Origin of the sequence: Bradyrhizobium sp. JYMT SZCCT0428, assembly GCF_018131075.1 — a bacterium.
GTDB lineage: Bacteria > Pseudomonadota > Alphaproteobacteria > Rhizobiales > Xanthobacteraceae > Bradyrhizobium.
Genome location: NZ_JAFCLS010000020.1, coordinates 101,784 through 121,219 on the forward strand (window position 1 = coordinate 101,784; position 19,436 = coordinate 121,219).

Below are 19,436 nucleotides of genomic sequence, written 5' to 3' on the forward strand. Positions count from 1 at the left end.
CTCCGTTTAATCGTTGACTGCCGCCAACGACAATCAGGCAAACTTCTTCTGGACTTCTGCGGACACGTTCGCGGGTGCTTCCGCGTAGTGATCGAATTGCATCGTAAAGGTCGCGCGTCCCTGGCTCATCGAGCGCAGGTTATTCACGTAGCCGAACATGTTCATGAGCGGCACCATCGCGTTGATGACGTTGGCGTTGCCGCGCATGTCTTGACCCTGGATCTGGCCGCGCCGCGAATTCAGATCGCCGATGACCGAACCGGTATAGTCTTCCGGGGTCACCACTTCGACCTTCATGATCGGCTCGAGCAGGACGGACTTGCCCTTCGTCAGCGCTTCGCGGAATGCCGCGCGCGATGCGATTTCGAAGGCCAGCGCCGACGAGTCGACGTCGTGATACTTGCCGTCGACCAGCGTCACCTTGACGTCGACCACCGGGAAGCCGGCGACGACACCCGAGCCCATCACGCTGTTGAGGCCCTTTTCGACGCCGGGGATGTATTCCTTCGGCACCGAACCACCAACAACCTTGGACTCGAACTCGTAGCCCTTGCCGGGCTCGTTCGGCTCGACCACGATCGAAACTTCGGCGAACTGACCGGTACCGCCGGTCTGCTTCTTGTGCGTGTACTTGACCTCGGCCTTTTTGGTGACGCGCTCACGGAACGCCACCTGCGGCGCGCCAATGTTCGCATCGACCTTGTAGGTACGGCGCAGGATGTCGACCTTGATGTCGAGATGGAGTTCGCCCATGCCCTTGAGGATGGTCTGGCCGGACTCCTGATCGGTCGACACCCGGAACGACGGATCTTCCGCAGCGAGCTTCGCCAGTGCGACGCCGAGCTTCTCCTGGTCGGCCTTCGACTTCGGCTCGATCGCGATTTCGATCACCGGCTCCGGGAATTCCATCTTTTCCAGGATCACCTGCTTGTCGGGATCGCACAGCGTGTCACCGGTGCGCGCTTCCTTCAGGCCCGCCAAAGCAACGATGTCGCCGGCATAGGCTTCCTTGATGTCTTCGCGGTTGTTCGCATGCATCAAAAGCATGCGGCCGATACGTTCTTTCTTCTCGCGGGTCGAGTTGACGACGCCGGTACCGCTCATCAGCACACCCGAATAGATGCGGCAGAAGGTGATGGTGCCGACGAACGGGTCGTCCATGATCTTGAACGCGAGCAGAGCCAGCGGCTCCTTGTCGTCGGCCTTGCGGGTGACTTCGTTGCCGTCTTCATCGATGCCCTTGATCGCGGGCACGTCGACCGGCGACGGCAGATAGTCCACGACCGCGTCGAGCAGCGGCTGCACGCCCTTGTTCTTGAACGCCGAACCGCACAGCACCGGGAAGAACGCGCCGGTCAGCACGGCCTTGCGGATCATGCGCTTCAAGGTCGCGACATCGGGCTCCTTGCCGTCGAGGTAAGCAGCAAGAACGTCGTCGTCGAGTTCGACGGCGGCTTCCAGCAGCTTCTCGCGATATTCATTGGCCTTCTCGACCATGTCCTCGGGAATATCGATGTCGACGAACTTGGCGTCGAGCTTCTCTTCTTCCCAGACTACGCCCTTCATGCGGACGAGATCGACCAGGCCCTTGAAGTTGTTTTCGGAGCCGATCGGAAGCTGGATCGCAATCGGCTTGGCGCCGAGGCGATCGACAATATCCTGCATGCATTTGTAGAAGTCGGCGCCGGTCTTATCCATCTTGTTGGCGAAGACGATGCGCGGAACGCGGTACTTGTCGCCCTGACGCCAGACGGTTTCGGTCTGGGGTTCAACGCCCTGGTTCGAGTCGAGCACGCATACCGCGCCGTCGAGCACGCGCAGCGAACGCTCGACTTCAATGGTGAAGTCGACGTGGCCGGGAGTGTCGATGATGTTGAGGCGCTTGCCTTCCCAGAACGCGGTGGTCGCAGCCGACGTAATCGTAATGCCGCGCTCCTGCTCCTGCTCCATCCAGTCCATCGTCGCAGCACCTTCGTGCACTTCGCCGATCTTGTGGCTCTTGCCGGTGTAATAAAGGATGCGCTCGGTGGTCGTGGTCTTGCCGGCATCGATATGCGCCATGATACCGAAGTTGCGGTAGTTCTCTATGGCATGAACGCGGGGCATGGGTTGTTCCTTAAAATCCGTGTTTCGCCGTTACCAGCGATAGTGCGAGAAGGCGCGGTTGGCTTCAGCCATCCGGTGCACGTCTTCACGCTTCTTGACGGCGTTCCCCCGGTTATTCGACGCGTCGAGCAGCTCGGCCGAGAGCCGCTCCGTCATCGTCTTCTCGTTGCGATCGCGCGCCGCGGTGATGATCCAGCGAATGCCGAGCGCCTGACGGCGGACGGAACGCACTTCAACCGGCACCTGGTAGGTGGCGCCGCCGACGCGGCGCGAACGCACTTCGATGGTCGGCATGACGTTTTCCAGCGCCTGCTCGAACACCGGCAGCGGGCCCTGCTTGGTCTTGGCCTCGATCATGGCGAGCGCGCCGTAGACGATGCTCTCGGCGGCAGACTTCTTGCCGTCGTACATGATCGAATTCATGAACTTCGTAATGATGATGTTCCCGAACTTCGGATCCGGGTTCACTTCACGCTTTTCAGCTGAATGGCGACGAGACATCTTGGCTGTTCCCGCTTACTTCGGACGCTTCGCGCCGTACTTCGAACGACGCTGCTTACGGTTCTTGACGCCCTGGGTATCGAGGACGCCGCGGAGAATGTGGTAGCGCACGCCGGGCAAATCCTTGACGCGGCCGCCGCGGATCATGACCACCGAGTGCTCCTGCAGGTTATGGCCTTCACCGGGGATGTAGCCGATCACTTCGAAGCCGTTGGTCAGGCGCACCTTGGCAACCTTACGAAGCGCCGAGTTCGGCTTCTTCGGGGTCGTGGTATAGACGCGCGTGCAAACGCCGCGCTTCTGCGGCGACTGCTGCAGCGCCGGCACCTTCTTGCGCGACTTCTGCACGGTACGCGGTTTTGCGATCAGCTGGTTGATCGTCGGCATGTCAGCCTTCACCCTTTAGTTCGCGCGAAACCGGAGATGGCTTCGCAAATTCTTCTCGGGACTAGCCGCCCCGTTCGGCCGCCTTGCACAGGAAAACACCCACGCAAAACGAAATCGCGCCAACCACTCATTGCTGAGCGGAAAGCGCTTCGACGCCACAGAGGACCGCGACCGAAGGCCGATCAGCGTTCGCTGTTCGGCCTGCTACCGAGGTCATGCATCCGAGTTCACTCTCAAGAGAACGTGCTCAAGAGAACTAAAATCGCACTGGCATTGCCTAGCTATATGATCGACAGCGTTTGAGCGGCATTCGTCGAGGTTGGTGCCCGTCTCAGTCCAGAAGGATTTGGGTCCATAAGGATTTGAAGGGTGTTCCGTTCCGACGCTGGCGACGCTCACCGCCTGTCGTGAAGTGGGGGTCTTCTATAAGCCGTGGGTAGCTAAGTCAAGCGAAACGACAACGCAGGAAACGCCTATGGCACCTGCAGATTCAGAGCTTCGCGTGAACCGATGCGTAGCGAAATCGGCGACGCTCCCCGCTTCTTCGAATCGAACCGTGCCAGCGATTCTCGCCAATTTTACCCGGGTAAATATATCCAGAAACATAATTCCCCGGGTTCCCGTCCAAAGCAGATTGCCAAGCTAAGCCTTTATTTGCCTTTCCCGGCGCAAAACTAGCCCTTCAAGGCCGGAAATTCCTATGCGGTACACCGACATTGCAATTATCGGGGGCGGCCTCGCCGGCTCGACTGCGGCCGCGATGCTCGGACGCGCCGGGATTCCGACGCTCCTGATCGACCCGCATGAAAATTATCCGTTCGATTTTCGCGTCGAAAAGCTGAGCGGCGGCAGCCAGGTCGACCTTTTGCAGAAGACGGGATTCGCCGATTCGCTGCTGCGTTCGACCACCCATGACGGCGAAAACTGGATCGCGCGGGCCGGCTATCTGCTCGACAAGCGGCCCAGCCAGCAATTCGGCATCATGTATGACGCGCTGATCATGGCGATTCGGTCCGAAATCCCCAAGCCTGCCGAACTGGTCTACGCCAAGGTCACGGATGTCTCGACCAGCGACGATCGCCAGAAGCTCACGCTGTCGAACGGCGAATCGATCTCGGCGCGGCTGGTGGTGCTGGCCAATGGGTTGAACATCGGGCTGCGCCGCAATCTCGGCATCGAACGCCAGATCATCAGCCCGTGTCACTCGATCTCGATCGGATTCGACCTTGCGCCCGCCGGTCGCGCCGCTTTCGCATTTCCGGCGCTGACCTATTTCTCGGAACGTCCGAGCGGCCGGATCCCTTATCTCACGCTGTTTCCGGTCGGCACCAAGATGCGGGCCAATCTGTTCGCCTATCGCGAGGCCGACGATCCCTGGCTGCGCGAGATGCGGCAAAAGCCGGTCGAGACCATGAATGCCGCGCTGCCGCGGCTGCGCCGCATCACCGGCGAGTATACCGTTTCAGGCGACGTCAAGATCAGGCCAGCGGATCTCCACGTCAGCACAGGCTATCGGCAGCCCGGCATCGTCCTGGTCGGCGACGCCTTCGCCACCACCTGCCCCGTCACGGGCACCGGCACCGACAAGGTACTCACTGACGTCACCCAGCTCTGCAACGTCCATATTCCCGCCTGGCTGACGACCGAGGGCATGAACGAAGCCAAGATCGCGTCCTATTACGAAGATCCGGTCAAGCAGGCCTGCGACGCCTGGTCGATGGCGAAGGCCTTCAGCTTCCGCAAGGTCACGCTGGACCGCGGCATCTACTGGCGCGCACAACGCCTGGCGCGGTTCCTGGCGTGGTTTGGCGAAGGCAATTTGCGACGGCTACGCAAGGCAATCAGCGCGGAAGCAAAAACCCACGCTCACTCCTCCTCGTCGTCCTCGTCCTCATCATCGTCGTCGTCCTCATTGTCGTCGTCCGCCTGACCGGCCGCATTGTGCGGCTTGTGGCCCTGGTCGTCCCAGAGCTTGCGGTAGGCGCCATTGCGGGCAAGCAGTTCCGCGTGCGAGCCGCGCTCGATCGCCTTGCCGTTTGAAATCACGATGATCTCGTCCATCTCGACCACCGACGTCAGACGGTGCGTCGACCAGATCATGGTGCGTCCCTCCGCGACCTTCAGCAGCGTGCGATTGATCGCAGCTTCCGTGGTCTGGTCGAGCGCGGACGTCGCCTCGTCGAGCAGCAGGACGGACGGATTGCGGATGACGGCGCGCGCGATCGCGATGCGCTGGCGCTGGCCGCCCGACAGCGTATCGCCGCGTTCGCCGACCGGCGTGTCGTATCTCTGCGGCAGGCTCATGATGTACTGGTGAATCTCGGCCTTCTTGGCGGCCTCCTCGACCTCTTCGTCGGTCGCGCCTTCCTTGCCGAGCCGAATGTTTTCGCGGATCGACATGTTGAACAGCATGTTCTCCTGGAACACGACCGCCATGCTCCGGCGCAGCGATTCCAGGGTGACGCGGCGGACGTCGACGCCGTCGATGGTCAGGCGCCCCTCGTCGGGCTGGTAGAGCCGCAGGATCAGATTGAGCAACGTGCTCTTGCCGGAGCCGCTGGGTCCGACGATGGCGATGCGCTTGCCGGCATTGAGCTTGAGGCTGAGATTGTCGAGCACCGGCGTCTCGCTGCCCTCGTACTGGAAGGTCACGCGATCGAAGGTGATGTCGTTGGTGATGCGCGGCAGATCGGGCGCGCCGGCGCGGTCGGCCCCGCGGGTCGGCTCGTCCAGCAGTTCCTGCATATGCCGCACCGATGCGGCCGCCTGGATCGACACCGGAATGAAATGCATCAGATGGGCGATGTTGTAGGACACCTCCCAGAACGCGCTCTCGAAGGTCACGAAGGTGCCGATGGTGATCTGGCCCGTGGTGGCGAGATAGGCGCCGATCGCGAGCACCACCAGATGCAGCAACAGCACCGAGATGGTGACGGTGCGTTCCACCATGGTCGACAGGAACACCGCGGACGCGGTCTTGATGCGGACATCCTGGTTGCGCAGGGAGAACCAGCTGAACGCGCGGCGCTGCAGGCTGAAGGCTTTCACCACCGCCTGGGCCGCGACGTTTTCCTGCACCATGCCGAGCAGCGCTGATTCATTCAGCTTCTGCTCGTAATTGGCCTGCACCGCCTTCGGTGTCAGGATCCGCGGGCCGATCAGCGTGATCGGAAACACCAGAAGCGCGACGGCCGCGAGCTGCCAGTTCAGGAACAGCATCAGGATGATGCCGGCGATCAGTTCGAGGAACGGCAGCGCCGCGCTGTTGGCAAAGGTCTTGACCGCCCCCTCGAACGCCGAGAGGTCGATCGAGAAGCGCGAGAGAATTTCGCCACGCTTGGTGCGGGCGAAATAGCTCGTCGGCAAGCCCTGGACATGCTCGAACAACCGCGTCCGGACATCGGAAATGATGCCGGCCGCCAGCCGCGCATCCCAGCGCTCATACCAGATCGCGACGATCGAGGTGATGATGCCGGCGACCGCGAGCACGCCGAGGATCTTGTACAGCGCCTGGAAATCCTCTTCGCCGAGCGCGTCGTCGATCAGGAACTTCAGGCTGAGCGGCATGATGACATTGAACAGCGTCTCGACCAGCACGCCGAAGGAGACGATCGCCAATGGCTTCCTGTAATTGCCCAGATACGGCCTGACGAAGCCGTAGACAGTCGCCATCGCGCCGGCGGCTTCCTTCGCGGTGAAGACGACGAGGTCCTCGTCGTCATCGTCGTCGAGCTCCAGCTCGTCGTCGTCCTCGTCCTTCTTGGCTTTTTTGTCTTTTATGCCGTCATCGGCGGCGGGCACGCCGGCCGGCTTGCCGCTGGCGACAGCCTCGAGCGCGAGCCTCTTCGCAAGCTCAGGATCGTCCGCTGGCGCGGGATTCTGATCCGAAGAAGGAGGCTTTGGCGCCATGAAACCAACCGATGCTGCACGGCCGGCATGACCGCAAATCGAAACGCGATAGCGGTGGACGCTACCGCGCCGATCCTATGCGATCAGGATGAATTCGGCAAAACAATTGGCAAACAATCCGAGTAGCGGCGGCTGCCGATCAGTCTTCGGACTCCACCTTGTCGAAGAACGAATAGCGCAGGCTGTCGGAGTCGGCGTACCACTGCCCCGGCCCCTTGTTGGCGGCAAGCGTCGCCGCCCACAATGCATCGGTGACGTCGCGGCGATGCATTGAGAGGTCGAATCCGTTGCCGAAGAACAACTCCGACCATTCCCACCAGGTGCCGAGCTTCTTCACCCCGCGCAGGAGGTCGTAACGGTCGATCAGCGCCGGCGGCGTGTCCGATGTGACGGAGCCGAACAGCAGCCCGGTCTTGATCACCCGGTTCAGTTCGCGCACCGCGCGCGGGACCTGCTTCTCCGCGACGTGGCACAGGCTGGTCTCGAACACGAAATCGAATTCGCCGTCCTTGAACGGCATATCGACGATCGAGCCGAGCTTGTTGAATTTCTTCAGCGCCTTCGGCGTCCGGGCATGGATGGCCCGGTTGTTTTCGATGCCCCAGGCGTCGATGCCGCGCTCGCGCAGCGCGCCGACCAGTTCGCCGCTGGCGGAGCCCGCGATCAGCAGCTTGTAGCCCCTCGCCCGGTTCCAGACGATCTTGATCAGGTCCGTCAGATAGGCCGGGTCGGTAAACTCGCTCCAGACCTCGCTGTAGGGGCCAAGCCCGCGATAATTCTGGAAATAATCGCGGTCGATCTTGTCGGAGAGCGCCCCGCCCGCCTGCGCGCGTGCGCGGCGCAGCCGCATCATCTCGGAGACGATGATGTCGGTGGCGGCGTCGGAGGAGTCGAGCAGTCCGTTCAGCGTGGAGTCGAACAGATAGTCGCCGACCACGACGATCCCCGGATGTTCCTTCGGCTCGGGCCGGTGGTTGGTCATGACGTCGCGCACCGGCAAGCCGCCCGGCAGCGCATTCACTGACGACAGCCAGCGATGGATCTTGCCTTCCTTGAAATAGTCACGTGCGGTGCCGAGCGAGGCCGGCAGCGACTTCAGCGCGGCGTCGATCAGTTCCTGATCGCTGAGATTGGCAAACGCCAGCGCATCGGAACCCGCGATCAGCCAGTTCAGGACGCCGTGCTTGCCCACATCATGACGCGCGCCCTCGTTGTAGACGCAGCAGCCGCCGAATGCCTCCGACATGAACCAGGCGCCGGGGATCTTCTCGCCCCAGAACGGTTCGTCGAACAGGATCGAGACCCGCAGATAATGCGCGGGCCGGTCGAAATAGGCGACGTGCTTGACCATCGACTTGCGCAGCTCTTCGCCGTTCCAGCGCATCGTGCCGAGCCAGGAATGCGGCAGGCACATCACCACGAGATCGAAGTCCCGCGTCTCCGGTCCCTTGCCGTTCATCATGTTGAGCTGATAGCGGCCGGAGGACGTCTTGCCGACCTGGAGCACCCGGTGATTGAGCTGGATATCGGCCGTGACTTCGCTGCGCAGGCAATCGACCAGTTGTTCGTTGCCGTTCTGGATCGAATACAGCCCGATATAGCCGTCGACATCCATCACGAAGTTCTTCAGCGCGTTCAGCCCGTTGGTGTTGTGGGGCTCGGTCGCGATGTCGGAGCGGGCCATCACCTTGAAGAATCGCTTGGCGGTATCGTCGTCGACGAACTTTTCGAGCAGTTCCTCGGCGGTCATGTAGGCCCACGGATGCTCGTTATCGTGGGCGCCGACGCCTTCGTAATATTCGATCGGCGATACCATATCGCTGCAGCGCTTGCGGAAGCCCTCGATCGCGGCTGCGGTCTCTGCACCATATTTGCGGCGCATGCCCGGCACGTCGTTGAGGAGTTCGCCGTCGAACTGCACCTGCTCGGCGTCCATCGGAATTGTCTGCAGGCCGAAATGCTGGATCAGCTCGCGCAGCGGATCCGGGCCGGTCATCGAGTAATCATAGATCTCGGCAACGCCGGCCTCGTACATCGCGGGCGCCGAATCGAATTTGCGCGTGACGATCTTGCCGCCGACCCGGTCGGACGCCTCGTAAATCGTGATGCGGCAGAGATCGCCGAGCTTCTTTTTCAGATACCAGGCGCTCATCAGCCCGCCCGGGCCGCCGCCTACGATTGCAAGATCGAGCATGTGTTTTCCGCAAGTTCCCGCCTGCCCCCAAAGTGCAGCCGGTTTAAGTCTCCTTAGCAAAAGCGCTTTTCACCCTGAAGGGAAGATGAACAAAGCAGGTCCGCGCATCGCAGCAATGCCGGAAAGCGCCAGGGAGCCCGCCATAACTGCGCTTTTTTATCCAAATCCGTACTCTTACGGGGATTTCGGCGCCGGTGGTTGATCGGGCGTCGTCGTGTGTGAATTCGCAGCCCCGGTAGCGGCAAGCAGAACCGCCGGCCTTATTCCCGCAGACGTGGAGTTCGCTATCGGATTCCCGCGGACGTTTTGCTATTTCGGGAACGCCTTGCCGGCGAGCAGGCTGATCAGTTCCTGCTGCCGCGAAAGGCCTGTTTTCGCGAGCACGGACTTGAGCTGAGTGCGCACCGTTTCGCGGCTGACACCAAGCGTCCCTGCGAGTACTTCGATCGTGCGGGCCTCGCTGATGCCGCGCGCCACACGCGCTTCCGCCGGCGTCAGGTCGAACAGGCCTTGCAGGACTTCGGCGGTCGGCACCGCGGCGCGATCGACCGGCGTCACCACAAGCAGCACGCTCGCTTGTGTGAAAATGTCGCGCGCGGTCCCGCGGACGGGAATGACGTGCAGGACCATCGGCAGATAATTGGCCGTCGCCGCAACCGGTATGGACTTGATGATCCGGCCATCCCCAAGAGGCCGCGCAGCGACCGCTTCGGCCAGCAGCGCATCCGCCGTCACATCCGTCATTGTCACGCGCTCGGCCCGGTCTTCAAACAGCGCAGGCATCAAGGCTTCGAACAGGCCGTTGGCCGCGAACACCTGGCCGCGCGCGCGCAGCACGGCGCCGGGCAGGCCCAGCGCCTGCAACGCGTCCGCCTGGGCGCGTGCGCGCTCGAAGCCAAGGCGGTTTGCCGTCAGCGATGCCCGCGCCAAATGCGGCCGCAGTCCATCCAGGAAGGTGACGATCTCGCGCGGCACCGGACCAAGATCCTGGTGCCGCGGCACGACGATTGCGATCGAATCGCCGCTCGGTATCGGGATGATCGTGCCGGCCCGGTAGCCGAGACCGTATTTGCGGTAAAAATTGCAATAGACGTCGTTGGTTGCAATTTCCTCATCCGACAGAAGATCGCCGTCCGTGAGGAAGCCTGCATGATTCAGCGCGATGGCGCGCGGCAGATTCGGATCGCGTTCACTCCATCCGTCTCTCAGAAACAGCGGCATGGTCTCGTCATATTCGACTGAATTGACCGCGCTGACGTATCCGTCCCGCACGGCGAACATAAACCCGCCGCTACCGCTGGTCGCCGCACCGAGTTCGCCAAGCACAGCCGGCCAAAGCGAAGGAATCAGCCCCGCCTCGTAAATGCGGTCGATCAAGTGTTCTGATTGATCCATTTCGCTCATGGAAAACCGTGAAAGTGGTTGCCCGGATACGATTCATCTATTGATAGCACGCCCCCGCTTTGCGGGTGAAGCACCAGGACACGCCGTCGACAAAGGAGAGCCAGCTTCCCAATGGGCTCTCCCGTTTGAAGGAACCGGGCTGTGTCACAGCGACACGTGAACGCCCATGCCCCAGCAAAAAGGCCGGCTTGCGCCGGCCTTTTTCTCTTACGCGTATTCGTGCGGAAGCCCTATTCCGCGGGCGGCAGCGCCAGCGGTTCCGCTTCCGGAGCGGTCGGCACGATCGCGGCCTGCTTCTCGCGTTCGTCGAGAATCAGCTTGTCGCGCTTGACCGCGACTTCGCGGATCTTGGCCATCGAGGCGCCGGTGCCCGCCGGGATCAGCCGGCCGACAATGACGTTCTCCTTGAGGCCCTCCAGCGGGTCCACCTTGCCGTTGACGGCGGCTTCGGTGAGCACGCGGGTGGTCTCCTGGAACGAGGCCGCCGAGAAGAACGAGCGGGTCTGCAGGCTCGCCTTGGTGATGCCGAGCAGAACCGGCGTTCCCGTGGCGGGCTTCTTGCCCTCTTCCTTGGCCTTGAGGTTGAGCGCGTCGAACTCGATCTTGTCGACCTGCTCGCCCGAGATCATGTCGGTCTCGCCCTGGTCGGTGATCTCGACCTTCTGCAGCATCTGACGGACAATCACCTCGATGTGCTTGTCGTTGATGAGCACGCCCTGCAGCCGGTAGACTTCCTGGATTTCGTTGACCAGATAGGCAGCGAGTTCCTCGATGCCCTTGATCGCCAGGATGTCGTGCGGTGCCGGATTGCCTTCGACGATGAAATCGCCCTTTTCGACGATGTCGCCGTCCTGCAGATGGATGTGCTTGCCCTTCGGGATCAGGTACTCCCTGGTCTCCTCGGTCTTGTCCATCGGCTCGATCGAGATGCGGCGCTTGTTCTTGTAGTCGCGGCCGAAACGGATCGTGCCCGCGATTTCCGCGATGATCGCCGCATCCTTTGGCTTGCGAGCCTCGAACAGTTCGGCGACGCGCGGCAGACCGCCGGTGATGTCGCGGGTCTTGGCGCTTTCCGTGGAAATACGCGCCAGGATGTCGCCGCCCTTCACCTTCGCGCCGGTGTCGACCGACAGAATGCCGTCGACCGACAGCATGTAGCGGGCATCGCCACCACGCGCGAGCTTCAGGACCTTGCCGTCCTTGCCCTTGACCACGATGGCCGGACGCAGATCCGCGCCGCCACGCGAGGCGCGCCAGTCGATGACGACGCGCTTGGCGATACCGGTGGATTCGTCGAGCGTTTCCGAGATCGACTGGCCTTCGACCAGATCCTCGAACCCGATGGTGCCCTCGACTTCGGTGAGAACCGGACGGCTGTACGGATCCCATTCGGCGATCCGCTGGCCGCGCTTGACCATGTCGCCTTCGTCGACGTGCATGCGCGCGCCGTACTGAATGCGGTGGGTCGCACGCTCGGTGCCGTCGGCGTCGGTGATCGCAACGACCATGTTGCGGACCATCGCGATCAGATGACCTTCGCTGTTCTTGGCGATGGCCTTGTTCTTGATGGTCACCTTGCCGTCGAAGTTCGACTCGATGAACGACTGCTCGTTGATCTGCGCCGCGCCGCCGATGTGGAACGTACGCATCGTCAGCTGGGTACCGGGTTCACCGATCGACTGCGCCGCGATGACGCCAACCGCTTCACCATGGTTGACCGGCGTGCCGCGGGCCAGATCGCGGCCGTAGCACTTGCCGCAGATGCCGTTGACGAGTTCGCAGGTCAGGGCGGAGCGGATCTTCACTTCCTGGATGCCGGCCTGCTGGATGGCGTCGACATGCATTTCTTCCATCAGCGTGCCGCGCTTGACCACGACCTTGTTGGTCGCAGCATCGCGCAGGTCCTCGCCCGCGGTGCGGCCGAGAATGCGGGACGCCAGCGACGCCACGACCGTGCCGGCATCGACGATGGCGCGCATCTTGATGCCGAGCTTGGTGCCGCAATCGTCCTGCGTGATGATGCAGTCCTGCGCCACGTCGACCAGACGGCGCGTCAGGTAGCCCGAGTTCGCGGTCTTCAACGCGGTGTCCGCGAGGCCCTTGCGGGCGCCGTGGGTCGAGTTGAAGTATTCGAGCACCGACAGACCTTCCTTGAAGTTGGAAATGATCGGCGTCTCGATGATCTCACCCGACGGCTTGGCCATCAGGCCGCGCATACCGGCGAGCTGACGCATCTGGGCCGGCGAACCGCGCGCGCCCGAATGCGCCATCATGTAGATCGAGTTGATGTCGGCGTCGGCGCCCTTGGCGTTCTTCTTGGTCGAGGAGATTTCCTTCATCATCTCCTTGGCGATTTCTTCGGTCGCCTTCGACCAGGCGTCGACCACCTTGTTGTACTTCTCGCCGTGGGTGATCAGGCCGTCATTGTACTGCTGCTCGAAATCCTTCGCCAGCGTACGGGTGGTGTCGACGATCTTCCACTTGGAGTGCGGCACGACCATGTCGTCCTTGCCGAACGAAATGCCGGCCTTGAACGCGTTGTAGAAGCCGAGCGCCATGATGCGGTCGCAGAAGATCACCGTCTCCTTCTGACCGCAGTGACGGTAGACCTGGTCGATGACGCCGGAGATTTCGCGCTTGGTCATCAGCTTGTTGATGATGTCGTACGAAATCTTCGCCGAGCTCGGCAGCAAATTGCCGAGCATGACGCGGCCCGCGGTGGTTTCGATCCAGCGCTTCGACACCTTGCCGGTCTCGTCGATGCCTTCCCACCGGTACTTGATCTTGGTGTGGAGGTGGATGACCTTCGAATGCAGGGCGTGCTCGAGTTCGGCCATCTCACCGAAGATCTTGCCCTCGCCGGGCAGGCCTTCGCGCATGATCGACACGTAATAGAGGCCGAGCACGATGTCCTGCGACGGCACGATGATCGGCTGGCCGTTCGCCGGATGCAGGATGTTGTTGGTTGACATCATCAGGACGCGCGCTTCCAGCTGCGCTTCAAGCGACAGCGGAACGTGCACGGCCATCTGGTCGCCGTCGAAGTCGGCGTTGAAGGCGGCGCAGACCAAGGGATGCAGCTGGATCGCCTTGCCCTCGATCAGGACAGGCTCGAACGCCTGAATGCCGAGGCGATGCAGCGTCGGCGCGCGGTTCAGCAGCACGGGGTGCTCGCGGATGACCTCGTCGAGGATGTCCCAGACCTCGGGACGCTCTTTTTCGACCAGCTTCTTGGCCTGCTTCACCGTGGTGGACAGACCCTTGGCGTCGAGCCGCGAATAGATGAACGGCTTGAACAGTTCGAGCGCCATCTTCTTCGGCAGGCCGCACTGATGCAGCCGCAGTTCGGGACCGACCACGATCACCGAACGGCCGGAATAGTCGACGCGCTTGCCGAGCAGGTTCTGCCGGAAGCGGCCCTGCTTGCCCTTGAGCATGTCGGCCAGCGACTTCAGCGGACGCTTGTTGGCGCCGGTGATGACGCGGCCGCGGCGGCCGTTGTCGAACAAGGCGTCGACGGCCTCCTGCAGCATGCGCTTTTCGTTGCGGATGATGATGTCGGGCGCACGCAGTTCCATCAGCCGCTTCAGGCGGTTGTTGCGGTTGATGACGCGGCGGTAGAGGTCGTTGAGATCCGAGGTCGCAAAGCGGCCGCCGTCGAGCGGCACCAGCGGACGCAGGTCCGGCGGAATCACCGGCACCACGGTCAGGATCATCCACTCCGGCTTGTTGCCGGAATAGCGGAACGCTTCGACGATCTTGAGGCGCTTGGCGAGCTTCTTGTGCTTGATGTCGGATTCAGTTTCCTGCATCTCGGCGCGCAGCGAGGCTTCGAGCTTTTCGAGCTCGAGACCCTTGAGCAGCTCGCGGATCGCCTCGGCGCCGATCATGGCGGTGAAGCTGTCCTGGCCGTATTCGTCCTGCGCCTTCAGATACTCGTCTTCCGACAAGAGCTGACGGTCCTTGAGCGCGGTCAGGCCCGGCTCCAGCACGACGTAATATTCGAAGTACAGAATCCGCTCGAGATCCTTCAGCGTCATGTCGAGCAGAAGGCCGATGCGGGACGGCAGCGACTTCAGGAACCAGATGTGCGCAACCGGCGCCGCCAGTTCGATATGGCCCATGCGCTCGCGACGGACGCGGGAGAGCGTCACTTCGACCGAGCACTTTTCGCAGATGATGCCCTTGTACTTCATCCGCTTGTACTTGCCGCACAAGCACTCGTAGTCCTTGATCGGCCCGAAGATGCGGGCGCAGAACAGGCCGTCGCGCTCGGGCTTGAAGGTCCGGTAGTTGATGGTCTCCGGCTTCTTGATTTCGCCATACGACCACGACAGAATCTTCTCCGGAGACGCAATCGAAATCCGGATCTGGTCGAAGACCTGAGCCGGCGTCGTCGGATTGAAGAGATTCATAATTTCTTGGTTCATCGTCTTCTCCTCGCGTGCCGATCGTCACCGGCAGCAAATTCGAAACCCTTTGTCAGCGCGCGCCCTGCTCAACGTCCGAGCGGAGTGCGAATGCCCGGCACATCTGAGCGAAGACTTGGCTTCGCCCGCATGCGCCGGACATGAATTCGTAGGCGTTACTCTGCCGCCTCGGACGTCGTGGCCGGGCCGACCTTGGAGTTGTGCAGGTCGACGTTGAGGCCGAGCGAGCGCATTTCCTTGACCAGCACGTTGAACGATTCCGGGATACCCGCCTCGAACGTGTCGTCGCCGCGAACGATCGCCTCGTACACCTTGGTACGGCCGGCGACGTCGTCCGACTTCACGGTCAGCATTTCCTGCAGCGTGTAGGCGGCGCCGTACGCTTCGAGCGCCCAGACCTCCATTTCGCCGAAGCGCTGGCCACCGAACTGCGCCTTGCCGCCCAGCGGCTGCTGGGTAACGAGCGAGTACGGTCCGATCGAACGCGCATGGATCTTGTCGTCCACGAGATGGTGCAGCTTGAGCATGTAGATGTAGCCCACCGTCACCTTGCGGTCGAAGGCGTCGCCGGTCCGGCCGTCATAGACGGTCGACTGGCCCGAGGCGTCGAAGCCCGCGAGCTTCAGCATCTCCTCGATGTCGGCTTCCTTCGCACCGTCGAACACCGGCGTTGCAATCGGCACGCCGTGGCTCAGGTTCTTGCCAAGCTCCATCAACTCGCCATCGTTCATCGTCTTGATGGTTTCATCGTCGCCATAGATCTTCTTCAGGGTCTCGCGCAGCGGCTTGAGATCCTGCTTCTGATAATAGCTGTCGATGGTCTGGCCGATGCGCTTGCCGAGGCCCGCGCAGGCCCAGCCGAGATGCGTCTCCAGAATCTGACCGACGTTCATGCGCGAGGGCACGCCCAGCGGATTGAGCACGATGTCGGCATGGGTGCCGTCCTCGAGGAACGGCATGTCCTCGATCGGAACGATCTTGGACACCACGCCCTTGTTGCCGTGACGGCCGGCCATCTTGTCGCCGGGCTGGATCTTGCGCTTCACCGCGACGAAGACCTTGACCATCTTCATCACGCCGGGCGGCAATTCGTCGCCACGCTGCAGCTTTTCGACCTTGTCGAGGAAGCGCTGTTCAAGGCCCTTCTTCGATTCGTCGTACTGCTTCCGCATCGCCTCGATTTCAGCCATCAGCTTGTCGTTGGGCGAAGCGAACAGCCACCACTGCGAGCGCGGATGCTCGTCGAGCACCGCACGGGTGATCTTGGTGTCCTTCTTGAAGCCCTTCGGACCGGCGATGCCCTGGCGATTTTCCAGAAGCTCCGCCAGACGGCCGTAGACGTTACGGTCGAGAATCGCCTGCTCGTCGTCGCGGTCCTTGGCGAGACGCTCGATCTCTTCCCGCTCGATCGCCAGCGCACGCTCGTCCTTGTCGACGCCGTGACGGTTGAACACGCGCACTTCGACGATCGTGCCCTGCACGCCCGGGGGCACGCGGAGCGAGGTGTCGCGAACGTCGGAGGCCTTTTCGCCGAAGATGGCGCGCAGCAGCTTTTCTTCCGGCGTCATCGGGCTTTCGCCCTTCGGCGTGATCTTGCCGACCAGGATGTCGCCGGCGCGAACTTCGGCGCCGATGTAAACGATGCCGGCTTCGTCGAGATTCTTCAGCGCTTCTTCCGAAACGTTCGGAATGTCGCGGGTGATTTCCTCCGGACCGAGCTTGGTGTCGCGGGCCATCACCTCGAATTCCTCGATGTGGATCGAGGTGAAGACGTCGTCCTTCACGATTCTCTCGGAGAGCAGGATCGAGTCTTCGAAGTTGTAGCCATTCCACGGCATGAACGCGACCAGCACGTTGCGGCCGAGCGCGAGTTCGCCGAGATCGGTCGAGGGACCGTCGGCGATGATGTCGCCCTTCTTGACGATGTCGCCGACCTTCACCAGCGGACGCTGGTTGATGCAGGTCGACTGGTTGGAGCGCTGGTACTTCATCAGCCGGTAGATATCGACGCCTGACTTGGTGGGGTCGAGATCCTCGGTGGCGCGGATCACGACGCGGGTAGCGTCGATCTGGTCGATCACGCCGGAACGGCGGGCTGCAATCGCAGCACCGGAGTCACGCGCAACCACGCCTTCCATGCCGGTGCCGACGAACGGCGCCTCGGCGCGAACCAGCGGCACCGCCTGGCGCTGCATGTTCGAGCCCATCAGCGCGCGGTTGGCGTCGTCGTTCTCGAGGAACGGGATCAGCGCCGCGGCAACCGAAACCAGCTGTTTCGGCGACACGTCCATGTAGTCGACCTTGTCAGGCGTGATCGGCAACACTTCGCCGGCGTGACGGCAGATGATCAGGTCCTCGGTGAAGCGGCCCTTGGCGTCGAGCGGCACGTTGGCTTGCGCCACGCGATAACGGCCCTCTTCCATCGCCGAGAGGTACACGACCTCCTCGGTGACGCGGCCGTCCTTCACCTTGCGGTAGGGCGTTTCGACGAAGCCGTACTTGTTGACGCGCGCAAAGGTCGCGAGCGAGTTGATCAGACCGATGTTCGGGCCTTCCGGCGTCTCGATCGGGCAGATACGGCCGTAATGCGTCGGATGCACGTCGCGCACTTCGAAGCCTGCGCGCTCGCGCGTCAGACCGCCCGGTCCAAGCGCCGAGAGACGGCGCTTGTGGGTGATCTCCGACAGCGGGTTGGTCTGGTCCATGAACTGCGACAGCTGCGAGGAGCCGAAGAACTCGCGCACCGCGGCAGCCGCCGGCTTGGCGTTGATCAGGTCCTGCGGCATCACGGTGTCGATATCGACACTGGACATACGCTCCTTGATCGCGCGCTCCATGCGGAGCAGGCCGATGCGGTACTGGTTTTCCATCAATTCGCCGACCGAACGCACCCGGCGGTTGCCGAGATGGTCGATGTCGTCGATCTCGCCCTTGCCGTCGCGCAGATCGACCAGCGTCTTGATGACGGCCAGGATGTCTTCCTTGCGCAGCGTGCGGTGGGTGTCGGGCGCGTCGAGTTCGAGGCGCATGTTCATCTTGACGCGGCCGACCGCGGACAGGTCGTAGCGCTCACTGTCGAAGAACAGCGACTGGAACATGGTCTGCGCCGAGTCGATGGTCGGCGGCTCGCCGGGACGCATCACGCGGTAGATGTCGAACAGTGCGTCTTCACGCGTCATGTTCTTGTCGGCATGCAGCGTGTTGCGAATGTAGGCGCCGACATTGACGTGGTCGATGTCGAGCAGCGGCAGTTCCTTGTAGCCCTGCTCGTTGAGCGCCTTCAGCGACTTCTCGGTCAATTCCTCGCCGGCTTCGGCGTAGATTTCACCGGTCTTCGGGTTGACGAGGTCCTCGGCCAGATAGTTGCCGATCAGCTCTTCGTCCGACAGACGCAGCGCCTTGAGGCCCTTTTCCTGCATCTGGCGCGCGCTGCGCACGGTCAGCTTCTTGCCGGCCTCGAGCACGACCTTGCCGGTGTCGGCGTCGATCAGGTCGTTGATGGTCGAATAGCCACGGAAACGGGTGGCGTCGAACGGCACGCGCCAGCCTTCCTTGGCGCGCTTGTAATTGATCTTCTTGTAGAACGTGGACAGGATCGTCTCGCCGTCGAGACCAAGCGCATACATCAGCGAGGTCACGGGGATCTTGCGGCGGCGGTCGATGCGCGCGAACACGATGTCCTTGGCGTCGAACTCGATGTCGAGCCAGGAACCGCGGTACGGAATGACGCGAGCGGCAAACAGCAGCTTGCCGGACGAATGGGTCTTGCCCTTGTCGTGGTCGAAGAACACGCCCGGGGAGCGGTGCATCTGGGAGACGATGACGCGCTCGGTGCCGTTGACGACGAAGGTGCCGTTCATGGTCATGAGCGGGATATCGCCCATGTAGACGTCCTGCTCCTTGATGTCCTTGACCGACTTGGCGCCGGTTTCCTCGTCGATATCGAACACGATCAGGCGCAGCGTCACCTTCAGCGGCGCCGCATAGGTCATGCCGCGCTGACGGCACTCGTCAACGTCGTATTTCGGCGGTTCGAATTCGTAGCGGACGAACTCCAGCATCGAGGTGCCGGAGAAATCCGAGATCGGGAACACCGAACGGAAGACTGCCTGCAGGCCCTCGTCGAGACGGCCGCCGACCGGCTCATCGACCATCAGGAACTGGTCGTAGGACGCCTTCTGAACCTCGATGAGGTTCGGCATCTCTGCGACTTCCTTGATGTGTCCAAAAAACTTGCGGATGCGTTTGCGACCGGTGAATGTCTGCTGCGCCATCGTGGCCTCTCATTTTCGTCGCCCTTGATGGACGAACCTTCCGAAGCGCGACTGCCATCGCCCCCGGGTTGAATTTTCGAATCGCTTCGCCGGAACCAAGCCCAAATTCAGGAATTAAGTCCCAAATCCGTTCTCCAGACCTTCAAAACGCAAAACGACGCGCAAGGCGCATGACTGCACCTCGCCCGTCCAACCATCGCTTCACGGACTGAAAAAGCCCGAAATTTGACT

Annotated in this window: 9 protein-coding genes; 1 reads left to right on the plus strand and 8 read right to left on the minus strand. The window is 62.0% G+C overall.

Annotated elements, in window-relative coordinates; translation table 11 throughout:
* Nucleotides 1–33: 33 nt before the first annotated feature.
* Genes fusA through rpsL form a run of 3 tightly spaced genes read right to left on the minus strand, consistent with a single transcriptional unit; the run spans nt 34 to nt 2,994 of the window.
* Nucleotides 34–2,106, minus strand: coding sequence for an elongation factor G (gene fusA / locus JQ575_RS21715; RefSeq protein WP_212035208.1), 2,073 nt, complete (start codon nt 2,104–2,106; stop codon nt 34–36).
* A 30-nt stretch (nt 2,107–2,136) separates the two neighbouring features.
* The gene (gene rpsG, locus JQ575_RS21720; protein WP_192733871.1) at nt 2,137–2,607 is read right to left on the minus strand and encodes a 30S ribosomal protein S7; all 471 of its coding nucleotides are present in this window, start codon (nt 2,605–2,607) and stop codon (nt 2,137–2,139) included.
* A gap of 15 nt (nt 2,608–2,622) precedes the next feature.
* On the minus strand, nt 2,623–2,994 hold the full coding sequence (rpsL, locus tag JQ575_RS21725) for a 30S ribosomal protein S12 (RefSeq protein WP_057849132.1): 372 nt from the start codon (nt 2,992–2,994) through the stop codon (nt 2,623–2,625).
* A 700-nt stretch (nt 2,995–3,694) separates the two neighbouring features.
* Between rpsL and JQ575_RS21730 the strand changes: the two genes are divergently transcribed.
* Nucleotides 3,695–4,924 (plus strand): NAD(P)/FAD-dependent oxidoreductase, encoded by a 1,230-nt coding sequence (locus JQ575_RS21730; RefSeq protein WP_212035209.1) that lies wholly within the window; start codon nt 3,695–3,697, stop codon nt 4,922–4,924.
* Here JQ575_RS21730 and JQ575_RS21735 read toward each other — a convergent pair.
* The 5 genes from JQ575_RS21735 to rpoB all read right to left on the minus strand — a co-directional run bounded on the left by JQ575_RS21735 (nt 4,861) and on the right by rpoB (nt 19,205).
* On the minus strand, nt 4,861–6,903 hold the full coding sequence (locus JQ575_RS21735; protein WP_212035210.1) for an ABC transporter ATP-binding protein: 2,043 nt from the start codon (nt 6,901–6,903) through the stop codon (nt 4,861–4,863). The two genes, JQ575_RS21730 and JQ575_RS21735, sit on opposite strands and share 64 nt — an antisense overlap.
* Before the next feature lie 139 nt (nt 6,904–7,042).
* Nucleotides 7,043–9,097, minus strand: a complete 2,055-nt coding sequence (locus JQ575_RS21740; protein ID WP_212035211.1) for an FAD-dependent oxidoreductase — start codon at nt 9,095–9,097, stop codon at nt 7,043–7,045.
* A 309-nt stretch (nt 9,098–9,406) separates the two neighbouring features.
* On the minus strand, nt 9,407–10,474 hold the full coding sequence (locus tag JQ575_RS21745; RefSeq protein WP_212035212.1) for a helix-turn-helix transcriptional regulator: 1,068 nt from the start codon (nt 10,472–10,474) through the stop codon (nt 9,407–9,409).
* A gap of 257 nt (nt 10,475–10,731) precedes the next feature.
* A complete protein-coding gene (rpoC, locus tag JQ575_RS21750) occupies nt 10,732–14,931 on the minus strand; it encodes a DNA-directed RNA polymerase subunit beta' (RefSeq protein ID WP_212035213.1) in 4,200 nt (1,399 codons plus the stop codon).
* Nucleotides 14,932–15,086: 155 nt separating this feature from the next.
* Nucleotides 15,087–19,205 (minus strand): DNA-directed RNA polymerase subunit beta, encoded by a 4,119-nt coding sequence (gene rpoB / locus JQ575_RS21755; protein ID WP_212035214.1) that lies wholly within the window; start codon nt 19,203–19,205, stop codon nt 15,087–15,089.
* Nucleotides 19,206–19,436 lie beyond the last annotated feature (231 nt).

Bases quoted from the DNA above. Each gene is read 5' to 3' on its own strand.
- JQ575_RS21730 (WP_212035209.1), top strand. From the start codon at position 3,695: ATGCGGTACACCGACATTGCAATTATCGGGGGCGGCCTCGCCGGCTCG.
- rpoC (WP_212035213.1), bottom strand. From the start codon at position 14,931: ATGAACCAAGAAATTATGAATCTCTTCAATCCGACGACGCCGGCTCAG.
- rpsG (WP_192733871.1), bottom strand. From the start codon at position 2,607: ATGTCTCGTCGCCATTCAGCTGAAAAGCGTGAAGTGAACCCGGATCCG.
- fusA (WP_212035208.1), bottom strand. From the start codon at position 2,106: ATGCCCCGCGTTCATGCCATAGAGAACTACCGCAACTTCGGTATCATG.
- JQ575_RS21740 (WP_212035211.1), bottom strand. From the start codon at position 9,097: ATGCTCGATCTTGCAATCGTAGGCGGCGGCCCGGGCGGGCTGATGAGC.
- rpsL (WP_057849132.1), bottom strand. From the start codon at position 2,994: ATGCCGACGATCAACCAGCTGATCGCAAAACCGCGTACCGTGCAGAAG.
- rpoB (WP_212035214.1), bottom strand. From the start codon at position 19,205: ATGGCGCAGCAGACATTCACCGGTCGCAAACGCATCCGCAAGTTTTTT.
- JQ575_RS21735 (WP_212035210.1), bottom strand. From the start codon at position 6,903: ATGGCGCCAAAGCCTCCTTCTTCGGATCAGAATCCCGCGCCAGCGGAC.